This window comes from uncultured Methanobrevibacter sp., from assembly GCF_902784195.1.
Classification (GTDB): Archaea; Methanobacteriota; Methanobacteria; order Methanobacteriales; family Methanobacteriaceae; genus Methanobrevibacter.
In genome coordinates this window covers 1-23,280 of record NZ_CACZTX010000003.1, presented here as the reverse complement: position 1 = coordinate 23,280, position 23,280 = coordinate 1, and the positions used below count along the sequence as shown (strand labels likewise).

Genomic DNA, 23,280 nt, shown 5'->3' with positions numbered 1-23,280 from the left:
CTGAAAAAATGAATCAAAAACTTGAAAAGGAACTTCAAAAAGAATTGGAAGAACTTGAAAACAATGATCTTACAAGAACAGTAGATGATTTAAGATTTATTAGCTCAACTAAAGCAATTGACAAGAATAATAAGGAATATCTTGTCTTTGGAACCAATAATTACTTAGGATTAACCCATCATCCACAAGTCATTAAGGCATCAATGGAAGCTAATGAATATGGAACCGGTTCAACTGGTTCAAGACTAACTACAGGGGCTTCTTTTGAGGCAAGAGAGCTTGAAAACAATATCTCAGAGTTTAAAAACGTTGAATCTACACTTATTTTTAATACAGGATATATGACTAATCTAGGAGTAATTTATGCTCTTACAAAAGAAAATGATGTCATATTCTCTGATCAATTGAATCATGCAAGCATTATAGATGGAACAAGAATCTCTAAAGCTAAAGTCAGAGTCTACAAACATAAGGATACAAAAGACCTTGAGAATCTTATTTTAGATGAGATTGAATCAAATAATGATGGAAATCTCTTTATTGTAAGCGATGGAGTATTCAGCATGGACGGAGACATTGCTCCGCTTCCAGAGCTTGTAGAAATAGCTAATAAATACAGCTGCACTCTTATAATCGATGAGGCACATGCAACTGGAGTAATCGGTAAAACTGGAAAAGGAACAGTTGAATACTATAAGGACAAGACTGGAATTGACTTAACTGAATCTGTTGATTTGCAAATAGGAACCTTAAGCAAGGCACTTGCATCAGAAGGAGGATTCGTTTGTGGAAAGCAAGTCTACATAGATTATCTTATAAACAAATCAAGACCTTTCATATTCTCAACAGCACTTTCTCCAGCTACAATAGCTAGTGCAAATGCTGCCTTAAACTTATTGAAAGAGAATAGTGAAGAATATTTATCCAATTTAAATGAAAATACAGGCCTTATGAGAAAACTCCTTAATGATTCAGGATTAAATGTGGTGGATGGAGAAACACCAATCATACCAATCATCATAGGCCCTGCTGATTTGGCAAACAGGTTCTCTAAGAAGCTAGAAAAAGAGGGAATTTTAGTATCATCCATCAGACCACCATCAGTTCCTAAAGATATGAGCAGATTAAGATTAACTGTTATAGCTACCCATACAAAAGAAGAAATAGAATACATCGCTCAAAAAATAATTGAACTTTGGAATGACCTAAATAATAGATAAAATAAGATCAAAATAAAAAAAGAAATAAAAATAATAGAAGGGTAATGGTCTGCCGAGAGTAACCCACATTCTGTTTTATACAGCATTCATCTTAGCGAACTACTCTGCTTCCCTTAGAGGTCATCAGCATATTTGTTCTTGCATCCTGTAGATTGGCCGTTTCACCGATTCCTTTAATGTCCATCAGTCAAGCATCATTGTCATCCATCAAAGGCCGTGTCGTTTCTGCTCCAGAGTCATACTTCTCAGCATAAGTCTTTCAACTTTACAGTCTATATGATGTGCGGAGTTTCCCTAGTTATAAAACCAGCAGCTGTCTTCGGCTTACCATTAAAATTAATTTATTTCTTCTAGTATAAATAATGAATTAAAAAATCAATAGCTATTAAAATAAAATATAATGAATAAAAAAAGTCAAAATATAAAATAAAAAATATTAAAAAAAATATTAAAAAAATAAAAAAAGAAGAAAGGTTAATTAGTCTTATTCTGAACCATAATCAACTTACCCGTAGATGGATCCTTATAAACCTTACCCATCTCAGTATAGCCTTGTCCAGTCTGATTGCTTGTATCTGGAGTTTCATTTAATATCTGTCCCTCTTGAACCTCAGTCACTTCCTGATTCATGGCTTCCATGACCTTTTCCTTCTGTTCCTGAGTCAATTGGTCATTGAATAAAACGCTTTGCATATTCCAAGCAAGCACTAAGAATACAAGCAAGCCTACAGCTATAACCAACATTGCATCTACAAGGTTAGCTGTTCCTGCCATAGGGTCTTCTTCCTCACTGTCAAAACGTCCTTTTCCTCGACGACGAGCCATAACAATCACCAAAATATATGAAATCCTTATTAAATTTTCAAATTTTAAACCATATGAATTCTAATCTATTGTAAAATTTTTTAAATATATTGTATACAATATAAAAGCTTGTTTTCTAAAAACAATTAAGAAAAATTATTGTTTTCAAAATTATATTGTATAATTTTCAATCACTTCAGTGACTATTTAAGTCTCTCATCTCTCTTGTCAATATTATCTAAAATCGCATCCATCAATGCATCCAAGTTAGCAAGGTATTCACCAAACCATCTACGTCTTAATTTAGATGCAAAGTATGCAATAGCACCAGCTCCAATACCAATAACTGTTGTATTGAATGCAATTGTAATCGCACTTGCAAGTGTGGTTACATCACCGGTACCTAATGCTGCAAGACCTGGACCCATAGGGATTAAAGTACCCATCAATCCAAGGGTTGGACCAATCTTAGTGACAATGTCAGTCTTGTTGAGGTTCTGTGCAATCTTATCCTCTTCATTATCTATCAATCTACGAGCTAGGGTTTCCCTTGACTTTTTACCAAGATGCTCTGACTCTGCCAGTACAGATAAGATCTTCTTTTGAGACTTTTGAATATCTGCATTATTAACCACATTTTTAATATCTTCAGCAGACTCCGCATCATAGATTGAGTAAATCATTTCTTTGATTAAACTAACAGGTACTTTCTTACGAGAAAGGTGTTCTGATAGAAGCTTTCCTAAAGTATATACAGCGAATACTAAAAATGCTATTAAAAGAATGATTACAGGTATCTGTAATGCCTGAGTAATAGCAGTCAATGAACTATCCAGTATAGGAAATCCAGTACCATTAGTATTTGAGAAAAATGCAAACAAGCCATTATTTGATCCCTGAAAGGCAGCTTCATCTGCAAAAATCAAAGCATTTCCAATATTTATCATTAAATCACCATAAAAATAAAATAATTAAAAAAATATTTAAATTTGAAATAAAAAATCATTTAGAAAGGCAGCTGCCTTCCTAAATTGATTTGAATCTATTTTATTACAACTTTACCTGTCTTTTTAACTGCATAGTAAGTCTTGTCACCAGCAAATTTAACTGTAACCTTATAGGTTTTCTTTCTAGAGAGTTTAACCTTTACAGTAGCTACACCTTTCTTATTGGTTTTTGCAGTGTATTTCTTGCCGTTGACAGTGAAAGTAACCTTTTTGGATTTGATGACCTTTCCTGTTTGATCCTTTAAGGTTGCAGTTAATTTCTTGACTTTTGCAGTCCTTTTATAGGTCTTTTTAGGAACAGTCAATTTGGTTTTTGTTTTGGTTACCTTAACTTTTATGGATTTGGTGCTAGCTGTGTAATAGCTGTCTCCTGCAAACTTAAGTGATACAGTAAAAGTTTTTACTGTTTTTAAAGTCAATTTGAAAGTAGCTACACCTTTTGAATTGGTTGTTGCAGTGTAGGTCTTTCCATTTACTGTTGCTGTGACTTTTCTATTTGCAATTACATTTCCACTTCCACCCTTTAAGGTCACTGCGATGGTTTTTGAAGTGGTAGTGACTGTATAAGTCTTGCTAGCTGAAGTCAAGCTTGTGCTGTCTTTGGTTAAAGTGAGTTTTCCTTTGCTGGTTGAAGCAATGTAGTTTCCTTCGCCATTGAAGTATGCAACAACGTCAAAAGCACCAACTTTGCTTATTGTAACCTTGATTTTAGCTACACCATTTGCATCAGTAACGCCAGTGTAATTCTTGCCATCAACTGTTATAACTATGCTTTGGTTAGGAATCAATGTACCATTAATGTCCTTAAGGGTAATTGAAACGTATTTATTTCCATTATTCCATTTATATGAAGCACTTGAAACAGTTAAAGCAGTATGATGAGGAGGGATTATCTCAAATGTATTTCCATCAATAACGTTCTCATCATTTTCCACAAGGGTGCGGTTTACGATTTCATGCACATTGACTGCAGAGATTACAAAACTGTTTGCAAATGTTGAATTGATCGCTTTATTTCCTAAATAGATTCCAACACCATGGTATGGTCCTTTGATGAAAACATTATTGTCAATGAAGGAATTGTTTTTAGAACCAATTGCAGTGCTGTTTGAACTTGCACCAACAATACCTATAGCATAAATGACTGGGTCATTTGAAACAAGTGTAATGTTATTGTTTGCAATAGTATTGTTGAATCCTCCATAATGAATGAATACTCCTGCAATAGTGTTGCAAGACTCATTTAACTTATAGAAAGGATCAAGGGTTGAGCTTACATTAACATTATTGTTTATGAAATTGATATTAGATGAATGTACAAATAAAGCACCATATGTTCTAAATAGGCCAGAAATCATATGGGTTCCTGGAATAACTCCATCCAATAATCCTGAGCCACCAGTGCCATCAGGACAGATTACTGTGCCGTCAGAGCAAATAACAGTTCCATTTTCATAAATGACAGTATTATCTGGAAGGGTAATTACGCCACTTTCATTATTGTAATCACCAGAAGCAATTGTTGTTCCATCAGGACAAATTATTGAACCATTAGTGCAAATTTTATACCTGTCTGCACAGATAATGGTTCCATCAGCGCAAATTGTTCTTCCATCAGGACAGATAGTAGATCCATCAGTGCATAAAACAGTTCCGTCTGGACAAAGGACAGTGCCATCAGGGCAACGGATTTCACCATTTGTGAGATTTTCGCATTCTTCTGGAGAATATATAGTTCCATTAATACAAATTACTTTTCCATCTGGACAAATTATTGAACCATCAGCACAGGTAGTGTATTGTCCAGGAGCATATTGTGTTCCATCTGCACAGATAATGGTTCCATCGGTACAGATTTGAGTACCATCAGCACAAATCATGGTTCCGTCTGCACAAATTTGAGTACCATCAGCACAAATAGTAGTTCCATCAGTGCAGATAGTTGTTCCATCCGGACAAATGATTGTGCCGTCAGTGCAAACCTCATAATCGCCAGGACTATATGTTGTTCCATCTGGGCAGATAATGGTTCCATCTGGACAGATTGTTACACCTTGAACCAAAATGTTTAAACAGCTTCTGTTGTTGCAAAGGTAAGTTTCACCAGGACCAATGGTTTTGATGGAATTTCCATCAATCAAAAGATTGGTGGAATTAAATGAGAATAAAGCTACTGTGAAGTAATCACCTTTTGCTTCTAAACTGTTATTGATTACTTTGCAATCATTGGAATCCAATACATAAACTGCAAATGCTGAATAAGGATCGTAAATGGAAATATTACAATCTTTAATAGTTACATTATTAGATTTGCTTATTTGAATACCCCATAAGCGATCAGATAGTTTTTTATTAGGGTTTGTAATGTTAATGTTTTCAAAAATTAAACCATCAACTTCTGAAATAAGGAATGTTGTATCTTCAAATACTGCATTTACACCTTGAATAATGACTTTTTTATTAATATTTAATTTTCCTTTACTTGAAAAGTTACCTACAAATATTATAGTGTCATCTTCATTAACTCTTTTATTGAATGAACCTGTAAGTGAAAAATAATTATAAAAATTCTTTTCATTAATTATATGGGTATTATTTTCATCAACTATATGACTTCCAGACTCACCAATGATAATATTGTTACCTCTCAATATATTTGTACACACATCATCCATATAAATAGCTTCTTCCGCATTACTGTAAAGAGTGTTGTTTTGGATGATAAAGTCATGAGGGAAATCATTTCTTGAAGTTCTTGCCAAATGAATTGAATGTTGATCACTGGAATCTATGACATTTAACTCCATTTCAACATTAGCAATGTTTCCTTCAGCTAATAACCCATATCCTGTGACATTTAAATTATTACCATTGAGAGTAATATTGCCCCCAGTTAATACGATACCCATACCAGAACAATTTTGAATAACATTACCACTTACAAGAGAATTCTTATTGACATTTATAGCAGCCCCTTTTATATCTGGACTGAAAAGACAGTTACTAATAATGTTTTCTTTGACTATGGAATTTGAACCTGAAATTATTGCAGCTTCCCCACCTTGCTCTACTGTAGTCTGACTATAATAAGCTCCATGTATTCCTGATATGTTATTTCCGATTATTTGATTATTGGAACCAGTAGTGGAAATTCCTCTATATACATTATAAATTGTATTGTTAATAATAAAATTATAACTACTCATCACTTGAATAGCATAAACAAATGATGAAGGTAGAGGTCTAATGGAAGAAACTGTATTATTTACAATGTAATTAGAATAACTTGCTGCATCTCCTCCAGCACCCATTCCAGTATTTGCAGTATATCCACTGAAATAAATACCATTTGAATCATTGGTTATTACTGTATTTTGTGTGATATTACAAGACCCTGCATTATTTAAGACCATAGCGGATGGATGTCCCCAACCCTGTACATAACCAGTGGTTTGGAGAGTGTTTCTATAAATATGCAATCTATTTACTCTTGAAAAGGCCATAGGATGAGAGCCCCTACCGGAAGCAAATAGGTCATTATTATAAATTTCCATATCACTTACATCAGATGCTGCAATAAGTGGTCTGTCAGCAACAGAATTGTTCATTTTTAAATTGGAAATGCTTGAACCACTTGAACCATTTATAAAGCTAAATCCACAATTGGTAAACTGTGCTGTGCCTTTTGTACTGGTTATAATCAAAGGAATATTGATTATAAACATTTTATCTGTGAACTTTCCTGAAAAGTCTAAAGTGTCTCCAGCTTTTAGTTTTCCAGCGATGATATTTCCATTTGAATTAAAGTAAGTGGAATATTTGCTTTCTGTAAATTGTATAGTAGATGCAAGAATTTCATTATCAGCGCTAGCACCTAGACGGTTTTCCACACCTACCCCACTTTCAACACCATCAATACTTCCTACATTATCGCTAATGCTTTCATTATCATTAGCAATGATGCCCCCAGTATTTACTTCATCATCAATACTGGAATCATCAATTTCATTAATTGCCGTTTCAGCAGTTAAATCAATATTAGCATCACTATCCCCTATTATTGAATCTGAATCTACCTCACTTGCACTTACAGATCCAATAGCTAATATCAATAGAATCAATAATCCCAACATTGGAATAAATTTATTAGAATTCATATGTTTAAACACCTCGATTTATAAAATAAATCATTTAACATATTAGATTAAAATAATAAATTACTAAATTATATTTCATTTAAATAAGTTTTTTTTAAATAATAAATCAAACTTGATAAAAAAATAAAATATAATTTAATAAATATAAAACTAATTTTATACATTTATATTTATTAAATTATAATAATATAAATTTAACTAATCGAATATGAATAATAAAAAAAATAAAATAAAAATAGAAACTTTAATAATTTAAAATATTAATTTTTGCCAGGTATTTCCTAATAAAGAAAAAATAAGAATAAATAAATAGGATTTATTTATCCTGCTAATGAAATTTTATTCCTCATCATCTTCGTCTCTTACGCCCAAGAATGCGAAACAGAAAACCAATACAAGAATCAATGCTGCAATAGGAACATAAATACCTGATAATGTTTTAGCGGAAATCTCTGATATTTCACTAGCTAAAAGGTCAGACAAATCGCCAGATTCACTGCCTCCCGCATCACCAGTTCCATCACCAATAGAAGATAATGAATTAGCGAGCAAACCTAAATCAATTTGACCTAAAGCACTTGAACCAGAGGAATCTGAATTTCCAGAATATGATGAAGTCCCATTTGTATGGATAAGGTTATTTCCGCCATTGCCTTGAGAATTGTCTGAATTGGAAGGTCGAGACCCACCATTGGAACCTTCTCCATTAGGATTATATTTGGATCCGGTGTTGCCGTGAATTTTAGCCTTGCCAGATTTATCATTAATTGCATCGGTTCCTCCAGCATCTTTAGAAGACAATATATTGTCATTGATTACCGTTTCAGTGACTGTTTCATCAACATCAATTGCAAAGGGAGCGTCTTCATGCAGAATGTCATTATGTGATATGCGAGTATCATTGGTATACATTTGCAATGAAATTCCAGTATTGAATAAGTCTACAGAATCCGGATGCTCAGGACCTTGTGCTGGGTCTTGAGATTCATTTCCACGGGCTCTAATAAGGTTATAGGTAATGTTATTATGATTGGATGCATAAAGGGCAATGGTACTGAAACTGCCATCTGAATAAATCTTATTGTAACTTATGTCATTATTGCTTGTCGCATACCCCTCTATAGCATAAATACCTGCCTTACTGGTACTGTTTAGAGTATTGTTCAAGATTTTAGCACCATCGGATATCTCTAAGGTTATACCATAAGTATAATTATTAGAATCAAGCTGGAAGTAGTTCTCTTCAACAAGAGTATCCTGAGAGTTGTGTCTTAAAATCATACCCATAGCAAAGTAATCAGCTTCAATTGTAATATTGTTCCTGCTAAAAATGTTTTCACATGCATAAGTCACGGATTTACTTGTATCATCCCCAGATGAACCCATTCCATAAAGGAATGGATCATGTCCATGAATGTATACATTGTTTTCACTGATATTGTTTCTATTGGAATCATAGTAAATGTAAAGACCAATTAGAATATTTACAGAAGGGTTATAAGGTACTTGGAAACCTTCTACAGTGGAAGTGACCTCAATGTCATTGTGAATGAATTGATTGTCGCTTGAGAAGTCCAATATCACACCATATGTTTTGGAAAGCTCTGAAATACTGCGAACTCCATCTATACATATGGTTTCATAATAAGGATACAATTCACTTGTTCCAATAGCTAAAATGGTATTGTTTTCAAAGAGGGTATTGTATGTCTCATAAGTCAAGAGAGCAAATACCAAATTGTCCCCTTGACATCTTATGCTGTTGTTTGCAACTGTATTGTTATAGGAGTCGCAAAGGTAAATTCCATAAGATGTATTCTTATCCCATATTGTGATATTGTTTCCTGTAATCACTTCATTATCAGCTTCATAAACATAAATTCCCCATAGATTGCAATTGCTGTCATCAGTACCATTGTTTACGATATTGAAGTCTTGAACCTTACAGTTTGAGGTATTGACAAAGATAGTGGTATCCCTTAAAAATGCATTGTCACCAATAAGGCTGACAATCTTGTTCAAGACAATCTTGCCTTTAGGTGAAAAGCTGCCGCTGAATACCAATACATCTCCATCCTTAACAATGTCTCTCAACTTGCCGTTTGAATCGAAATAGGTATTGTAGTTCTCTTCAGTTACCTGATAAACGGTACCATCTCCCCATTCAGGTGAATAGTCAATTGCAATAGGATAGATGATAAGCCTATCTCCAATGTGATTGTTTTCACATAACCAACTTTCAGTAGATGACTGTGCAATGTTTATTGCATAGTCATTTGAAGTGTAGATAGTGTTATTGTAAATGGAAATGTTATATGGTCTGCTGGATCTTGATTGGTAAATGGATAAGATACCAATTCCTAATCCGGAACCTTGGTTTGCACCAATATTGGATAACGAGTTAACAATGTTGTCATAGACTTCAGTATCTTGAGGAGTTCCCTTAATGCTTATTCCAGCACCTGATAAGAAGTCTATTGTATTGTTGTGAACCCTTGAATTGTGACCGCCTTCAACATCCCCTATTCTAATACCGTCTCCACTGCTGTTTATTTGGATATAGTTTCCGTAAACGTCACTGTTGGAACCTACAAGAATACCTGCACCAATCACATCTGCATTGTAAATGGAGTTATTTGCAATCAAGGTGTCATTACCACCGTAAATACCATAGTCTCCACCGATACCGTTATTCTCATCAAGACCGTTTATGTCATAAATCTTGTTTCCTATGATATAGTTATGAGCATAGCTTGAATGGATTCCACGGTACATGCGTATAATGGTATTGTTCTCTATGTGGTTATAGTTTCCAGTTATATAAACACCGTAGGACCAGAATGAAGGAGTTTCAGAAGTCGCTCTAATGGTATTGTTTGCTATGATGTTGTTGCTTGATGTTGAAGTACCATAACAAAGGTATACCCCATAGGAATTTTCAACTGTGATGTCATTGTTAACAATTGAATTCCCATGTGCATCCCTTAAGCTAATACCGGAATGCTGCCAACTGCTGTTGTCTCCAGAATTCTCTTCATCATGATTGACTTCTGATGAGTCTATTGCTGTGTTTACCGGAACAACTGTCTTGATGATGTTATTTTCTACAATACAGTTATAGGTGAAGCCATCAAGGGAAATAGGATAGCCGTTATGTCCTGTAGTGAAAATATCATTATTCAAGATCTTGATATTTTTAGATCCAATTACCCAAACTGCAGATATGTCTGGAAGGTCTGATTCAATTTTCAAGTTTGAAACGATTGCATCATATGCAAAATTCTCATTTGATACATTATAGTAGTATATTGGAGAATTCTTCAATATTGCATTGTTTTCTGTACTTGTAATTGTCAAAGGAATATTTATTATAAATTTCTTATTAGAAAAATTACCGGACAAATTAATAGTATCATTAGCTTTCACCAATGAATTGATTAAATTACCATCAGAATCAAAATAACTTGAATAATTGTCTTCGGTTATAGTGTGTATTGACTTTTCACCATCTCCAATCTTGGATTCTGATTGTGAATTCTCATTTGATATTTCTTCAATGGAATCATCCATATTGGATATGCTGCTTTCATCGATTGAATCGGATATGGAATTGGATTCAGAAGCATCTGAAGCCCCATCATTATCAAGATCTATAGCATTGGAAACTGGACTGGATTCCAAGCTATCTGATAAATTATAATCCAAATCATCGATATTTGATGCGCAAGCAGTGTTTAATCCGATTAAAAGAAAAACCATAACGAACAGTAAACTAAAACCGATTATTCTTTTACTTCTCATCAAACACCTCCAGTAATTTTCTTTTTTTCAACAACTATTTTCATATGACTAAAACCTAGATAAAAGTTTTTAAACTAAGTTAAAGTCAATCTTTCATAAATATTTTTCAATTAAAGTTTCTTTATAAAATATAAAATATATTTGAAAATATATTTAATACATTATTAATTTATTATTGTTAATATTTATAAATATATCCCATTTAGTAATGAAAATATAAAAACAAAAAAAGCAGTTCAAAAGTGGAAATGAAAGATTGGAAAGCAAAACAATCGTTTCTATCAAAATTAAAAAAATAGGGTTATATAACAATGTTATATTACTGTTCCATAAAAAATAGCAGGGCCTAGATTTGAACTAGGGCTCTCGGGGTTATGAGCCCCGCGGGATCACCAGACTACCCCACCCTGCTAAACGAATACACAAGGATAAGTTCCTTTAACATTATAATATTAGACACCATCATATATAAATATTTGCATAAGAAAGGGAAAGAGCTCCCCTCTCCTAAATAGCAATAAATATATGATAATTAGTCTTTAAAATAAAAAAAATTAAAAAAAGAATAAAATTTATTCTTTTTCAGCTTCAACTGCAACTTCTTCTGCTTCCTCTAAATCTTTTTCTGCATCTTCTAAAGCTTTGAGACGTTTATCAAGATCTTCGATTTTAGCATCGGTTGCATTGGTGAACTCACTGAACCTTTTCTCTAAAGCTTCAATGCTGTCACAAGCAGTGGTATACCTTTCTTCTAAGGAGGATAAATCATCAGTGGTTACTAAAGACCAGCTTTCAATCAATTCCTCACTTCTTTCATCCAAGAATGAATCCAATCTTTTTGAAAATGCATCTGTAGTGTTAGCATAGGATTTATCAATGTCCTTAAAGGTATATTTAATCTTATCACCCATGGATTTCTTCTCTTGAATATCTTCATCAACAAGATTGCTAACGTTATTGTCCTTAGGTGAAAATTTAAGAATTTCCTTAATGTCAATATTTCCATCGTTTGCTGTTTTAATGTAATAGTACACTAAAAACACTATAGCAGCGACTAAAATAATGACAGCTAATAATTCAATAATATCCATAATAAAACCTCATTATAAGAATTATTCATCTCTAAAAAACCTAAACAAATTAAATCAGTAAGATGATAGAAACTGAAAATCTATTTTTTGTTAAGTTTTTTCTCTTTTTCTTCAATTTCCTTAAGCATTTTTTCAAGCTTTTTAAGTTCGGTTTGAGCTTCAAGACGAGCTAAACGTTCATTGATTTCACTATGCAAGTATCCTACATTGCTCATGACTTCAGCAGTGGAATCTCTGATTTGAGTGAGCTGTTCTTGTTGTTCAGCAGGCAATTGAATTGGATTTTCCATAATGCGTTTGTTCTCTAAATCCTTTTCAACCATAGCTATTTTCTTAAGCTCAATTTCTTTTTCCATTAATTTTAAAGTATTATTGGATTGACTTACCTTTTTCCATTGGCTTACAACAATGATAACAACAACAGCCAATATAATTACTAAAATAAGCATAAATATTTGATCCGGAATAAGTTCAGCAGCCATATTTTTTCCTCCATAACATCATATAAATCATATTTTAAAAAATCATTAAAACCGATTAACATTAAAAATTATTCAAATATAAATTAAAGATATTTAAATAAGAATAAGTATATTATATAATTAAGAGTATATAAAAATTTTTATAAAAATGTTTAAAAATTTATGAATATACTGACATCTTATGATTAACTAATACTAAAGAAATTAAAAAATAAATTAAAAAATATACTTAAAACCAAAGTGATAATATGGTTGATGAAATCAAATCTTATGAAGAAGCTGGAAAAATCGTGTCAAAAGTAAGATCAGACGCTTCAAAAATGATTCAAAACGGTCTGCCGATTCTCGATCTTGTGGAATTTGTGGAAAGTGAAATACTAAAGTCAGGTGCAGGGATTGCATTTCCTTGCAACGTTTCAATAAACGAGATCACTGCACATTACACATCTCCTGCAGGAGACACCAACAAAATGGTTACAGGGGACTTGGTAAAGCTTGACCTTGGAGCTGAAGTTAATGGTTACATTGCAGATTCCGCTGTTACAATAATGGTTCCTGGAGACAATCTCGAAGAGCTATTTGATGAAGAGACATTAGAGCTCAACCAAAGAATCATTGACGCATCTGCAGCAGGACTTGAAGCTGCAATCAGCACTGTAAGAGCAGGAGTGAAGGTTTGTGATGTTGGAAGAGCAGTTGAAGAGGCAATTGCGGAGTACAATCTCAATCCAGTGAGAAACCTTTCAGGTCATAGCCTTGAACACTGGAACTTGCATGCAGGTATTTCAGTGCCTAATTATGACAACAATGATCCGACAATTCTTGAAGAGGGACAAGCTGTAGCAATCGAACCTTTTGCAACAAATGGTGAAGGTATCGTAAATGACTGCCCTTATGCATATATCTTTTCATTTTTACAGTCAAAACCATTTAGGATGAAAAATACTCAAAGGATGCTTCAACATATTGAAAAGAATTATCATTACTTGCCATTTAGTGGACGCTGGCTTACAGAAAACTTCAATGAACATAGAGTGAACTCAGGCCTTAAGCAATTAGGGGATGCTATGGCAATTTATCCATATGCTGCACTTAAGGAAAGAACAGGTGCATGGGTATCACAAAAAGAGCATACCTTGATTGTTGAAAGTGATGGTTGTAATATTACCACACTTTAAATTTCTTTTTTTTCAATTTTATCATATATTAAATTAATTTTTTTACTTTACTCTTTTTTTAAAATTAATTACACGTAATCATAAAAATCTTTTTTAAAAATTAATTTAAATTTTAAAAATAATAGATACCTATAAAAATTAAAAAAAATCTTTTTTAAAAATTAATTTAAATTTTAAAAATAATATATACCTATAAAAATTAAAAAAAATCTTTTTTAAAAATAGTCAAAAATAGAATCGAGATATGATTTAAAAAAAAAATAAAAAAAGATCTAGGATTTGAGCATAAGCTCAAACACTAGATAAAATAAACAAACTTATTTTATTTTAATTTTACCAGTCTTTTTAACTGCTTTGTATTGAGTGTCACCTGCAAATTTAACTGTGTACTTAAAGGTTCCTTTTTTAGTTAATTTAACTTTAAAGGTTGCTTTACCTTTTGAGTTGGTTTTTACAGTGTATTTTTTCTTATTAACAGTTAAGGTAATTTTCTTCTTAGCAACAGCTTTACCTTTAGAGTTCTTAAGAGTAATTACAACTTTTTTGGTTTTTGCAGTACGTTTGAAAGTCTTAGTAGGAGCAGTTATTTTGGTTTTCTCCTTGTTAAGTTTTACTTTAGCTGAAACAGTTGATGCAGCGTAAACACTGTCACCTGCAAACTTAATGGTTACAGTATAGGTTTTTGCAGCAGTTAAAGCTAATTTAACAGTTGCAACACCTTTAGCATTAGTGGTTGCAGTGTAAGTTTTACCGTTTACAGTGAAAGTAACTTTCTTGTTAGCAAGGATATTGCCGTTTGCATCTTTCAAGGTTGCAGTGAAAGATTTGGTTTTTGCAGTAGCAAGGTAAGTTTTTGCGGATGCAGTGGTTTTAGTTGCAATCTTATTAATGGTAATTTTTGCACTAGCATCTGATCCTCTGTAGTCATCATCACCTAAGTAGAAAACTTCTACATTGTAGGTTCCACCTTTATTGAGAGCAAATGGTAATAAAGCAACACCTTTAGCATCAGTGGTTAATTCATACATTTGATTGTTGAATACTACTTTTACAACTTGATTTGCTAATGGCATTCCACCAGCAGTTCTTAAAGTAATTTCAAAGCTACCGTTTCCACTAGGAGCTGCGGTGACAGTGATATTATTTGCTTCAATAGCAGTGTCTGATCTAAGTGGAGTTTTTTCAGAGACATCATTTCCTGAGGTTTTTACATCAGTATTTCCTTCTCCAACTAAAATACCTGCATTTGCAGTTCCTAAACTATCTGAAACAGTTATTGTAGTGTAATTTCCACCATCAATGGAGATAGTGTTATCTTCAATAATTGCTCCAGTTTGATTATTAATACCAACACCTACTGCACCAACACCTACAACATCAATCTCGTTTGCACGAATTATTAAATCACTACCTGAAGTAGTTGCAGTAATACCATAAGCCATATTATCTGAACCAACAGTAATGTGGTTATTTGCAATTGCTGCATTAAATAAATAGTTAGTACCAATACCATAAGCAGGGCCATCACAAGTAGCAGTAATATCGTTTCCATCAATTATTACATCATTACAATTGGATACGAAAATACCTTCAGTCATTTTTCCGCCAGTACCGGTAACGAAAAATTCGTTTTCAAAGATCATGATATTGTTGTGTTTATTTTCAAGGCTATAATCCTGCCAAATGTCTATACCATAAACATATTTACTACCTGTGATATTGATATGGTTGTTGTTTATAGAAATGTTATTACATCCGTTAGTTCCAGAATTAATAGCAATACCATATACAGTTTGAGTAGTGCTAGGAACAATAATTTTATTATTAGTTATTTCTACATTATTGACTTCTTCAAGAGTAATAGCACCATATTTAAGTTCAGGATATTCAATGGTTAAACCATCAATTACAGAACCATCAGCACCTGCAACAAGTTTGATTTTACTGTTTACTAATTTTTTACCAGGGATTCCCTTAATGGTTAATCCAGTGTCAATAACGAAATTTTTATTGGATAAATCACCTAATAAAAGAGCATCTCCTGCACTTATAGGAGCATCATCTTTAATGGTTCCATCATCATTGAAGTAAGTGGAATAAGTATCATCATCAATTATGTAACTTGATTGTTCAGTATTATCTTCAATAACTGGCTTTAATTGTTCATCTTCTACATTAGTGTAATTAATTTTATCAACAGTAGTGTAGATTTCATTGTCTTTTACAATGTTATTTGAATTAGGATCAACATTGTTTATAAAAATTGCAGCACTATGATTACCTAAATAATTACTACAATAAGCATTATTTTCAACATCAGGGTTAGCGAAGACAGTTACAGTGTTACCACTAATTTCAACATCAGGAGTGTAGGTTGCAATACCATGAGCTCCTTTTGCAGAATTAACTGTTACATCATTATCTGCAATAACAAAGTTTCTTGAACCTTCGAATGCTTTTGCACTTATTACACTAATACCATTAGCCATATCATTAGAATCTAAATATACTGTATTTTTTCTAATGGTTACATTATATGGAGCAGTGACTCCATCTCCTAACCAATTACTTGAATCAGCAAGAGCAATACCATAATTTGCAGCATCGTTCTCAGTTTTAACATAAATATTATTATTTTCTACTATTGAATTAGTTAGGGTATCTAAATAGATAGCTTCACCCATACCGGTAGCAGAAGTTGTATGCATATTAACAGTATTGTCAGATATGACTAAATTTTTAGCATTAGCACTGCCTGGAACATAACCTGGACCATATATGGATACATCAATACCATAATTATATGTAGCTGCAGTTTCCATATTTATTACATTATTAGTTACTGCTATGTCTTCAGAATGTCCATATATTACAATAGCCATTGGAGAACCTGAATAAGTACTATCATAAGTTAAATTCAAGTTATTGTTATCAACAGTTATGTCTTTAGATTCATCATTTACAACAATTCCATCTTTATTGATGTTTACAATTACTAAATCTTTAACGATTACTCCACTTGCACTACCTGCACCATCACCAATGATTATTGTGGAATTAGTTAAAGAATCACCTTCAACACCGGTGACATTAATATTAGAACCTGTTAGGATTTTAATAACCTTATTAGTTAAATTACCTAACTTTAAAGCATAATTTCCTTCAGGGTTTAATAAATCAGTAGAAGTACCGTCATCATTAAAGAACAAGAAATAATGGTCATCATCAATAGTGTATTCAACAGCACCAGTGTAGGTTACAGTGTTGTCTTCAATTACTATAGGTTCAGGACTATAATATCCATTTCCTTTAGTTTTGTCTATGAAAATAGCTGGAACATTAGTGGTAATTATATTGTCTGTAACAGTAGTGTTGTAGTAATAACCTAAGACTTCATTAAAATTGAGTATTGTAATTGCATTGCTGTCATCACCAAATACTGGATCAGGATTAGCTGTTACTTGTGCATCAGCATGTGCATTAATAGTTACCTTGTTATCAGTTATTTTTACATCAGAACTTTGAGCACCTATACCGATAGCACCAGTTTGAGAATTGATTGTTAAATCATTATTGGAAATGACAATATCTTTTATAATTTCTTCGAACCAAATATCTGTATTTGACCAACTAATAACAGTTATACCATACGCCATATCACCAGATTCTATGTTAATGTTGTTATCTATTATGGTGATGTTATAAGGAGAATCGCCCCCTACATATTCATCATCAAAGTAATGACTCATTATATCATATCCACAAGAATCGGCAACAGCTATAGCATAATTCACTACCCCTGGGCCAGAATAGGTATTAATAGTGTTGTTTTTGAAAACTGAATTAGCTACTGTATCAATATAAAATGCTTCTACCATACCAAAACTTGCAGTAGAAGTAATGTTAATATCATTATTAGCTACAAATAAGTGTTCAGCATTTCCCATTCCTTTACTATAATCCGGAAGCCATTTATTAAAATCAATACCATAATTATAACCAGCAGCAGTGACCATTTTTATGTTGTTATTGGTAATTTCTACATCATCAACATAACCATATGCTACAATAGCCATAGGAGAGGAATAATCCATTAGTCCATAAGTATCATCATAAGTCAAATCAAACTTATTGTTATTAATGGTAATATCACTTGATAATTGATTTACAGCAATACCATCTTTATTGAAGTTAGTGAAAGTTAAACCGGAAATAGTAATAGAACCAGCCTTACCAGTACCATCACCAATGGTAATAGTACCATTATTAATGAAACCTGCACCTTCCTTACCGATAATATTGATTTGAGAACCGGAAGTAATCTTAATATCCTTATTATTCAAAGTGCCAACATTCAAAGTATAATCACCATCAGCACTTAAAGCAGCAGTAGCAGTACCATCCTCATTGAAATAAGTAGAATAACTATCATCATCAAGATCATAGCTTTGTGGTTCGTCACCTAGAACAGCACCGCCTGCATCTTCAACAGTCTCATCTGCAGTATTTGCAGTACTTAAATCATCGGCAGAGTCTGTAACGTCGACAGATTCCTGAATGTCACCATCTGCGACAGCGACAATTCCAGCATCGTCTACAGACTCTGCACTTACAGCCCCAATAGCTAATATTGAAACCAATAAAATAGCTAAAACGACTGTGAATTTACTAAGCTTCATAATATAAAACCTCTTCATAAATTCGTAATACATATAATAATTTTCTAAAAATTCTTTTACAAAATAATCAAAATACGTGATAAATTTTGATTATTAATATATATCTATATAATTATTAAAAAGGTTTTCTATTATAATTTATAAAATATAAAATATATTTGAAATAAAAATAAAAAAAAATTAAAAATAGATATTAGTTTAAAAATTATAAAGATAAAATAATAAGAAAATAAAGAAATTAAAAAGAAGAACAAAGAAAATTTAAAAAAGAAATAATCTAATAAAACTATTTTATTTTAAGTTTAGCCTTTTTAGTGGTCTTTAAATAAGTGCCATCTCCAGCAAACTTAACTGTGAATTTATAAGTTTTCTTCTTGGATACCTTAACTTTCACAGTTGCGACACCTTTCTTATTTGTTTTTGCTGTGTATTTCTTGCCATTTACAATAAAAGTCAATTTCTTTTTGGCAATAGCCTTTCCACTTTTTGTCTTTAAAGTAGCAGTTAATTTTTTAATCTTTTTAGACTTCTTATAAGATTTGTTTTTCACAATCAATTTTGTAGGGACCTTCTTGACATAAAGCTTTAAGGTTTTGCTCAAAGGACTGTAAACATTATCTCCTCCAAACTTAACTGTCACTGTATAAGTTTTAGCCACTTTAACATTTACTTTAACCTTAGCAACTCCCTTTGAATTTGTGTAAGCAGTATAAGTTTTGCCGCTTATGATGAAACTGATCTTTCTATTTTTAATCAATTTTCCATTGATATCCTTAAATGTTGCTGTCAAATACTTATTGACATTGACATAGTAAGACTTGTTTGGAGTGCTTAAACTTGCCTTTTGCTTGTTGACAGTTACTTTTCCTGGTGCAAATGATGCACTATAATCATTATCACCTAAGAAACTGACTAAAAGATTGAAAATTCCATAACTATTTATATTGACTGGAAGTTTAACCTTTCCATTTGAATCTGTGGTTAAGTTATAAATCGCATTATTGTAAGAAATGTAAATGAATTTATTGAACAATCTATTTGCATTTTCATCCATTAATTCCACTTCAAAATACCCAAACCTGTTTCCATAAATATCCTTATCCAAAGCATTACAAACCAAATGGGCAGGTAATATAAAAGTTTTCACTCCATTATTGAAATTAACCTCATTGGATTGGGAATCATTGAATGTATAATACTTGACTTGATTCATATCATCAATCAGATTATTGTTTTCAAGATAAATATTATTTAAAGACTCAAGCAATGGCCTTTCTGAAATTACCTTTGCAAGATAAAGGGAATCTTCTCCAACAGCATCATTGTTCTTCAGGAAAGTGTTGTTTATGATATTGACAATTGGAATATTAAGATCCGTAGGATTTGTGGAATTTTTCATTAATGATAGGATGAATAAATCATTATTGTCCAATATTACAGTCATGTTAATCAAATCCACTGTATTTTTGCCGGATATGACAAATAAAGGATTATCGCTTGAGACTAATTGGTTAGAGCTTGAATCAATATTATCAAGCAATACTCCGCCAACTATGCTAATTGACTTATTTACAATCATAGAATCTTTGATTGAATAAAGACCATTACCTAAATAAATGATGTCTCCCTCTTTTGCAGCATCAATTGCATTTTGGATATCCTTTGTAGGATTGTTGGAATGGCTAATGCTTACTAAAGCATTGTTTTCATATATTGTATTGTCTGCAATATTGAAATTTGACACTTTATTAAAATAAAGTCCAAATGCAGTGTCTCCACTTACAGCAATATCATTGGAATTGATTTTTGGATTTTTGCTATTTACTAGATTGATTCCATAAATTAGCCCATCTTCACGATTATTTGTTATGGAAATATTATTATTCAAAACAGTTAAAGCATCTGTAATGTCTTCATAATTGTTTAATCCTTCATTAAGGGCAGAAATAACTGAAATGGAATTTAAATCAGCATTTAGATTAAAAACATTATTCAATAATCTTATATTTCCAGCGCTTTCATCTGCACCTATAATCTTAATAGAGGATAAACTTGCATCCCCTGAAATATCGGAAACATCAAAACGATTATTTTCTATGATTAAATTGCTTACTCCATCTTTGATTATAATAAATGAAAAGTCTTTTTTAAGACAATTATTCTCCAATTTAAACCTTAAATCAGATATATTGGTGTTTGTTGCCATATCTTCAAGAATTATAGTGGAATTAGTTATTACAGAATCCTTATATGATGAAATGATTAATGGAATATCAATCCTAATGGTTTTATTTGTTAAATTTCCAATCTTTAAAGTGTCTCCAATAGCTATGTCAAAATCATCATGGAAAGTTCCTGCGGAATTGAAAATTGAATTGTAATTTTCATCACTTACTATATAAACAGTGATTTTTAAGATTGAATCATTTAGTGACTCTATATCCATATCTGCTAATGTTCTAATGATATTTTCACCATATAAAATATAACTTCCATTATCATTTAAAATGGCAGGATTATATTCATTGATAATAATGAAATTATCCACCATATTAATCTTTGAATTATTCAATACTAATGCATAATTTAGAGAATCGACAGTAATTCTGTTATTTATAAAACTAATGTTTTCAACATTATCAAAAATGAATCCATTGATATCTTTTTCAATGATTACGGAAATATTTTCAATTTTAAGGTTTGAAGAACCTATAACGAAAGGAATATCCATTATTTGAGCATCTTCGCCTAAAATGGATATGTTTTGACCTATTGTAATTGAATCAACTGCCAAATTATCAAAAGTTCCTTTAAATAAAATATAATCGATGCCTTTAAGATTTTTCAAGACACCTTGATTGTCAAAAGGAACGAAGAATGTGTCATTAGTTATTACTATTGAATTGTTAAATGCAGTTATATTTGACTTAGATTCAATTTCTGCAAAGTTAATTGCTGCATTTTTAAAATCAAAAATTTGATTATTCACTAAATAGATATGGTCTGGAATTTTAGTTTTTGACAGCATTTTAATTAAAATAGCAGTCCCGTCTGGAGTGTGAATTGCATTATTAGAAACTGTTACATTAGTCATATTCCCTCTAATGTACATTCCATTTCCTGAAGCCATATTGATGAAATTATCATGAACTAAAGTATTTGAAGCTGAAACTGAAAATTCAAAAGCATGCTCTCCAGTTATATTCTTAATTACATTACCAATTGCAGTACAATTTACAGTTACATAAATTGCAGATCCAGTTATCTTGCTGTCATGAATGGTATTATTAATAATTATATTATCATAAGAAGCATGAATTCCATACTCTCCCCCATCAGTACCATTGTTTCCTTCATAATAACTTCCTGCAAGATTATAAATGTTATTGCCAATGATTTCATTAAAGCTTCCTTCTGAATCCACTCCTCTATACATTAAATAAATAGTATTGTTTATTGCCTTATTGTAATCTCCCATAATATGGACACCATAAGCCCATGCTGAAGGGTTAGGAAGGCCAGTCTCTTCGCTGATTGCAGAAGATCTGATTGTATTGTTATATATGTTATTGTAATTGGATTTTTCCCAACCATAAGTTGTTAGATATATTCCATTTGAATCCTTTATAGTAACATCATTGTTATAAATGTTGTTGTAGTGAGACTCTCCAAGCAAGATTCCTGCACGTTTCCATGACATATTCATATATCCAGTGAATGTTGTTTCGAAGATATTGTCATGTATGTTGCAATAGGTGGAGCCTACCAAAAGGGTTGGATTACTGTTTGCTCCTGTTGAATAGGCATTACAGTTAAAAATGTTTATATGGCTTGAACGAACGACATAAACAGATGGATGCTTTTCAATATCTACAGTAAACCTTAAATTGGAAACATTTGAGTACATTGAAGAGTTAACGTCCAAATATTGGACTACACAATTATTAAGATAAGCATTCTTTGAACTGCTTGTTATTGAACAAGGAATTGTAAATGTGAAATTCACCTTATTGAAATTTCCAGATAAATCTATAATGTCTCCAGACTTGACAATAGTTGTATCCACAAAACCATTTTTGAAATATTTTGAATAAGTGGAAGGAGTCACCTTATGTACATTTCCACTAGATCCTGCAGATAAGACATTATTTTGAAACTTGTCATTATTTATCCCATCAAGAACAGCCAGATTATCTTCTTCATTTTCATTAGATGCTTGGTAAAAATTAGAACCTTCTGATTGATCTGATATTTCTTCATTTGAAGAGACCTCTTCAATAGGCATTTCTTGAATGCCAATATCATCAATAGAAGATTGAATATTATCATTATCCACATCTGAAGCACTTACAGCAGAAATGCTTAAAATTATTAGAATAATTGATAATACACAAAACTTACTTAATCTTTTCATAATTTCACCAAACAATATAAATTAAAATTTATTTTTTAACAAATAAAATTTATTAATTATATATTAAGTTTTTTATTTTATTATATATTAATTATTTGATTAGATTGGAAAATGTTGATTATAAAAATAGAAAATATGAAAGATAGTAAAAAATAGTTAATAAATAGATAATAAAAATAGTTAAAAATAATACGAACAAATAAAAAATTCCTAAAAAAAAGTAAAAAGAAAAAAGAAAAAATTTGTATCAAAATTGAAATAATTTTGATCAAACTTTTTCTAAAAGTTTGGAAGAGTTTAGAAAGGACTTGGAAGTCCCATGTTGACTCTTCTTTCGATTTCTTTTCTACCTTTGTCTTTCTTACCGTTAGCTAATTTTTCGAGTAATTCTAAACCAGGTTTTACATCATCCATTGGTTTGGTTTCGATTACTCCAGCTTCAACAGC

General features: G+C 31.8%; 10 protein-coding genes, 1 tRNA gene, 1 other RNA gene and 1 pseudogene. 2 read left to right on the top strand and 11 right to left on the bottom strand.

Annotated elements, in window-relative coordinates; all coding sequences use genetic code 11:
• The first annotated feature begins 8 nt into the window (after nucleotides 1-8).
• Complete coding sequence (locus tag QZU90_RS03775) at nucleotides 9-1,220, top strand: aminotransferase class I/II-fold pyridoxal phosphate-dependent enzyme (protein WP_296855636.1); 1,212 nt, start codon at nucleotides 9-11, stop codon at nucleotides 1,218-1,220.
• 47 nt (nucleotides 1,221-1,267) lie between these two features.
• Here the strand turns inward: QZU90_RS03775 and rnpB are convergent.
• From rnpB to QZU90_RS03735, 8 genes are all read right to left on the bottom strand, one after another.
• An RNA gene (gene rnpB / locus QZU90_RS03770) (RNase P RNA component) lies at nucleotides 1,268-1,548 on the bottom strand.
• A 146-nt stretch (nucleotides 1,549-1,694) separates the two neighbouring features.
• Entirely contained in the window at nucleotides 1,695-2,045 is a 351-nt protein-coding gene (locus tag QZU90_RS03765) for a DUF2149 domain-containing protein (RefSeq protein WP_295608361.1), read from the bottom strand.
• Nucleotides 2,046-2,227: 182 nt separating this feature from the next.
• A complete protein-coding gene (locus tag QZU90_RS03760) occupies nucleotides 2,228-2,971 on the bottom strand; it encodes a MotA/TolQ/ExbB proton channel family protein (RefSeq protein WP_296855634.1) in 744 nt (247 codons plus the stop codon).
• 95 nt (nucleotides 2,972-3,066) lie between these two features.
• Nucleotides 3,067-7,188 (bottom strand): Ig-like domain-containing protein, encoded by a 4,122-nt coding sequence (locus tag QZU90_RS03755; protein WP_296855633.1) that lies wholly within the window; start codon nucleotides 7,186-7,188, stop codon nucleotides 3,067-3,069.
• A gap of 339 nt (nucleotides 7,189-7,527) precedes the next feature.
• Nucleotides 7,528-10,989 carry a right-handed parallel beta-helix repeat-containing protein gene (locus tag QZU90_RS03750; RefSeq protein ID WP_296855632.1) on the bottom strand — a complete coding sequence of 1,154 codons (3,462 nt, stop codon included), beginning with the start codon at nucleotides 10,987-10,989 and terminating at the stop codon, nucleotides 7,528-7,530.
• Nucleotides 10,990-11,326: 337 nt separating this feature from the next.
• Nucleotides 11,327-11,401, bottom strand: a tRNA-Met gene (locus QZU90_RS03745).
• Nucleotides 11,402-11,561: 160 nt separating this feature from the next.
• On the bottom strand, nucleotides 11,562-12,080 hold the full coding sequence (locus QZU90_RS03740) for a hypothetical protein (RefSeq protein WP_296855630.1): 519 nt from the start codon (nucleotides 12,078-12,080) through the stop codon (nucleotides 11,562-11,564).
• 80 nt (nucleotides 12,081-12,160) lie between these two features.
• Complete coding sequence (locus QZU90_RS03735; RefSeq protein ID WP_296855628.1) at nucleotides 12,161-12,562, bottom strand: hypothetical protein; 402 nt, start codon at nucleotides 12,560-12,562, stop codon at nucleotides 12,161-12,163.
• A gap of 248 nt (nucleotides 12,563-12,810) precedes the next feature.
• Between QZU90_RS03735 and map the strand changes: the two genes are divergently transcribed.
• Complete coding sequence (gene map, locus QZU90_RS03730; RefSeq protein WP_296855627.1) at nucleotides 12,811-13,740, top strand: type II methionyl aminopeptidase; 930 nt, start codon at nucleotides 12,811-12,813, stop codon at nucleotides 13,738-13,740.
• 317 nt (nucleotides 13,741-14,057) lie between these two features.
• On the opposite strand, the gene QZU90_RS03725 is transcribed toward map, so the two are convergent.
• The 3 genes and pseudogenes from QZU90_RS03725 to QZU90_RS03715 all read right to left on the bottom strand — a co-directional run.
• The gene (locus QZU90_RS03725; protein ID WP_296855625.1) at nucleotides 14,058-18,419 is read right to left on the bottom strand and encodes an Ig-like domain repeat protein; all 4,362 of its coding nucleotides are present in this window, start codon (nucleotides 18,417-18,419) and stop codon (nucleotides 14,058-14,060) included.
• 286 nt (nucleotides 18,420-18,705) lie between these two features.
• The gene (locus QZU90_RS03720; RefSeq protein WP_296855623.1) at nucleotides 18,706-22,833 is read right to left on the bottom strand and encodes a right-handed parallel beta-helix repeat-containing protein; all 4,128 of its coding nucleotides are present in this window, start codon (nucleotides 22,831-22,833) and stop codon (nucleotides 18,706-18,708) included.
• Nucleotides 22,834-23,130: 297 nt separating this feature from the next.
• A pseudogene (locus QZU90_RS03715) lies at nucleotides 23,131-23,280 on the bottom strand (coenzyme F420 hydrogenase subunit beta); the annotation flags it as partial.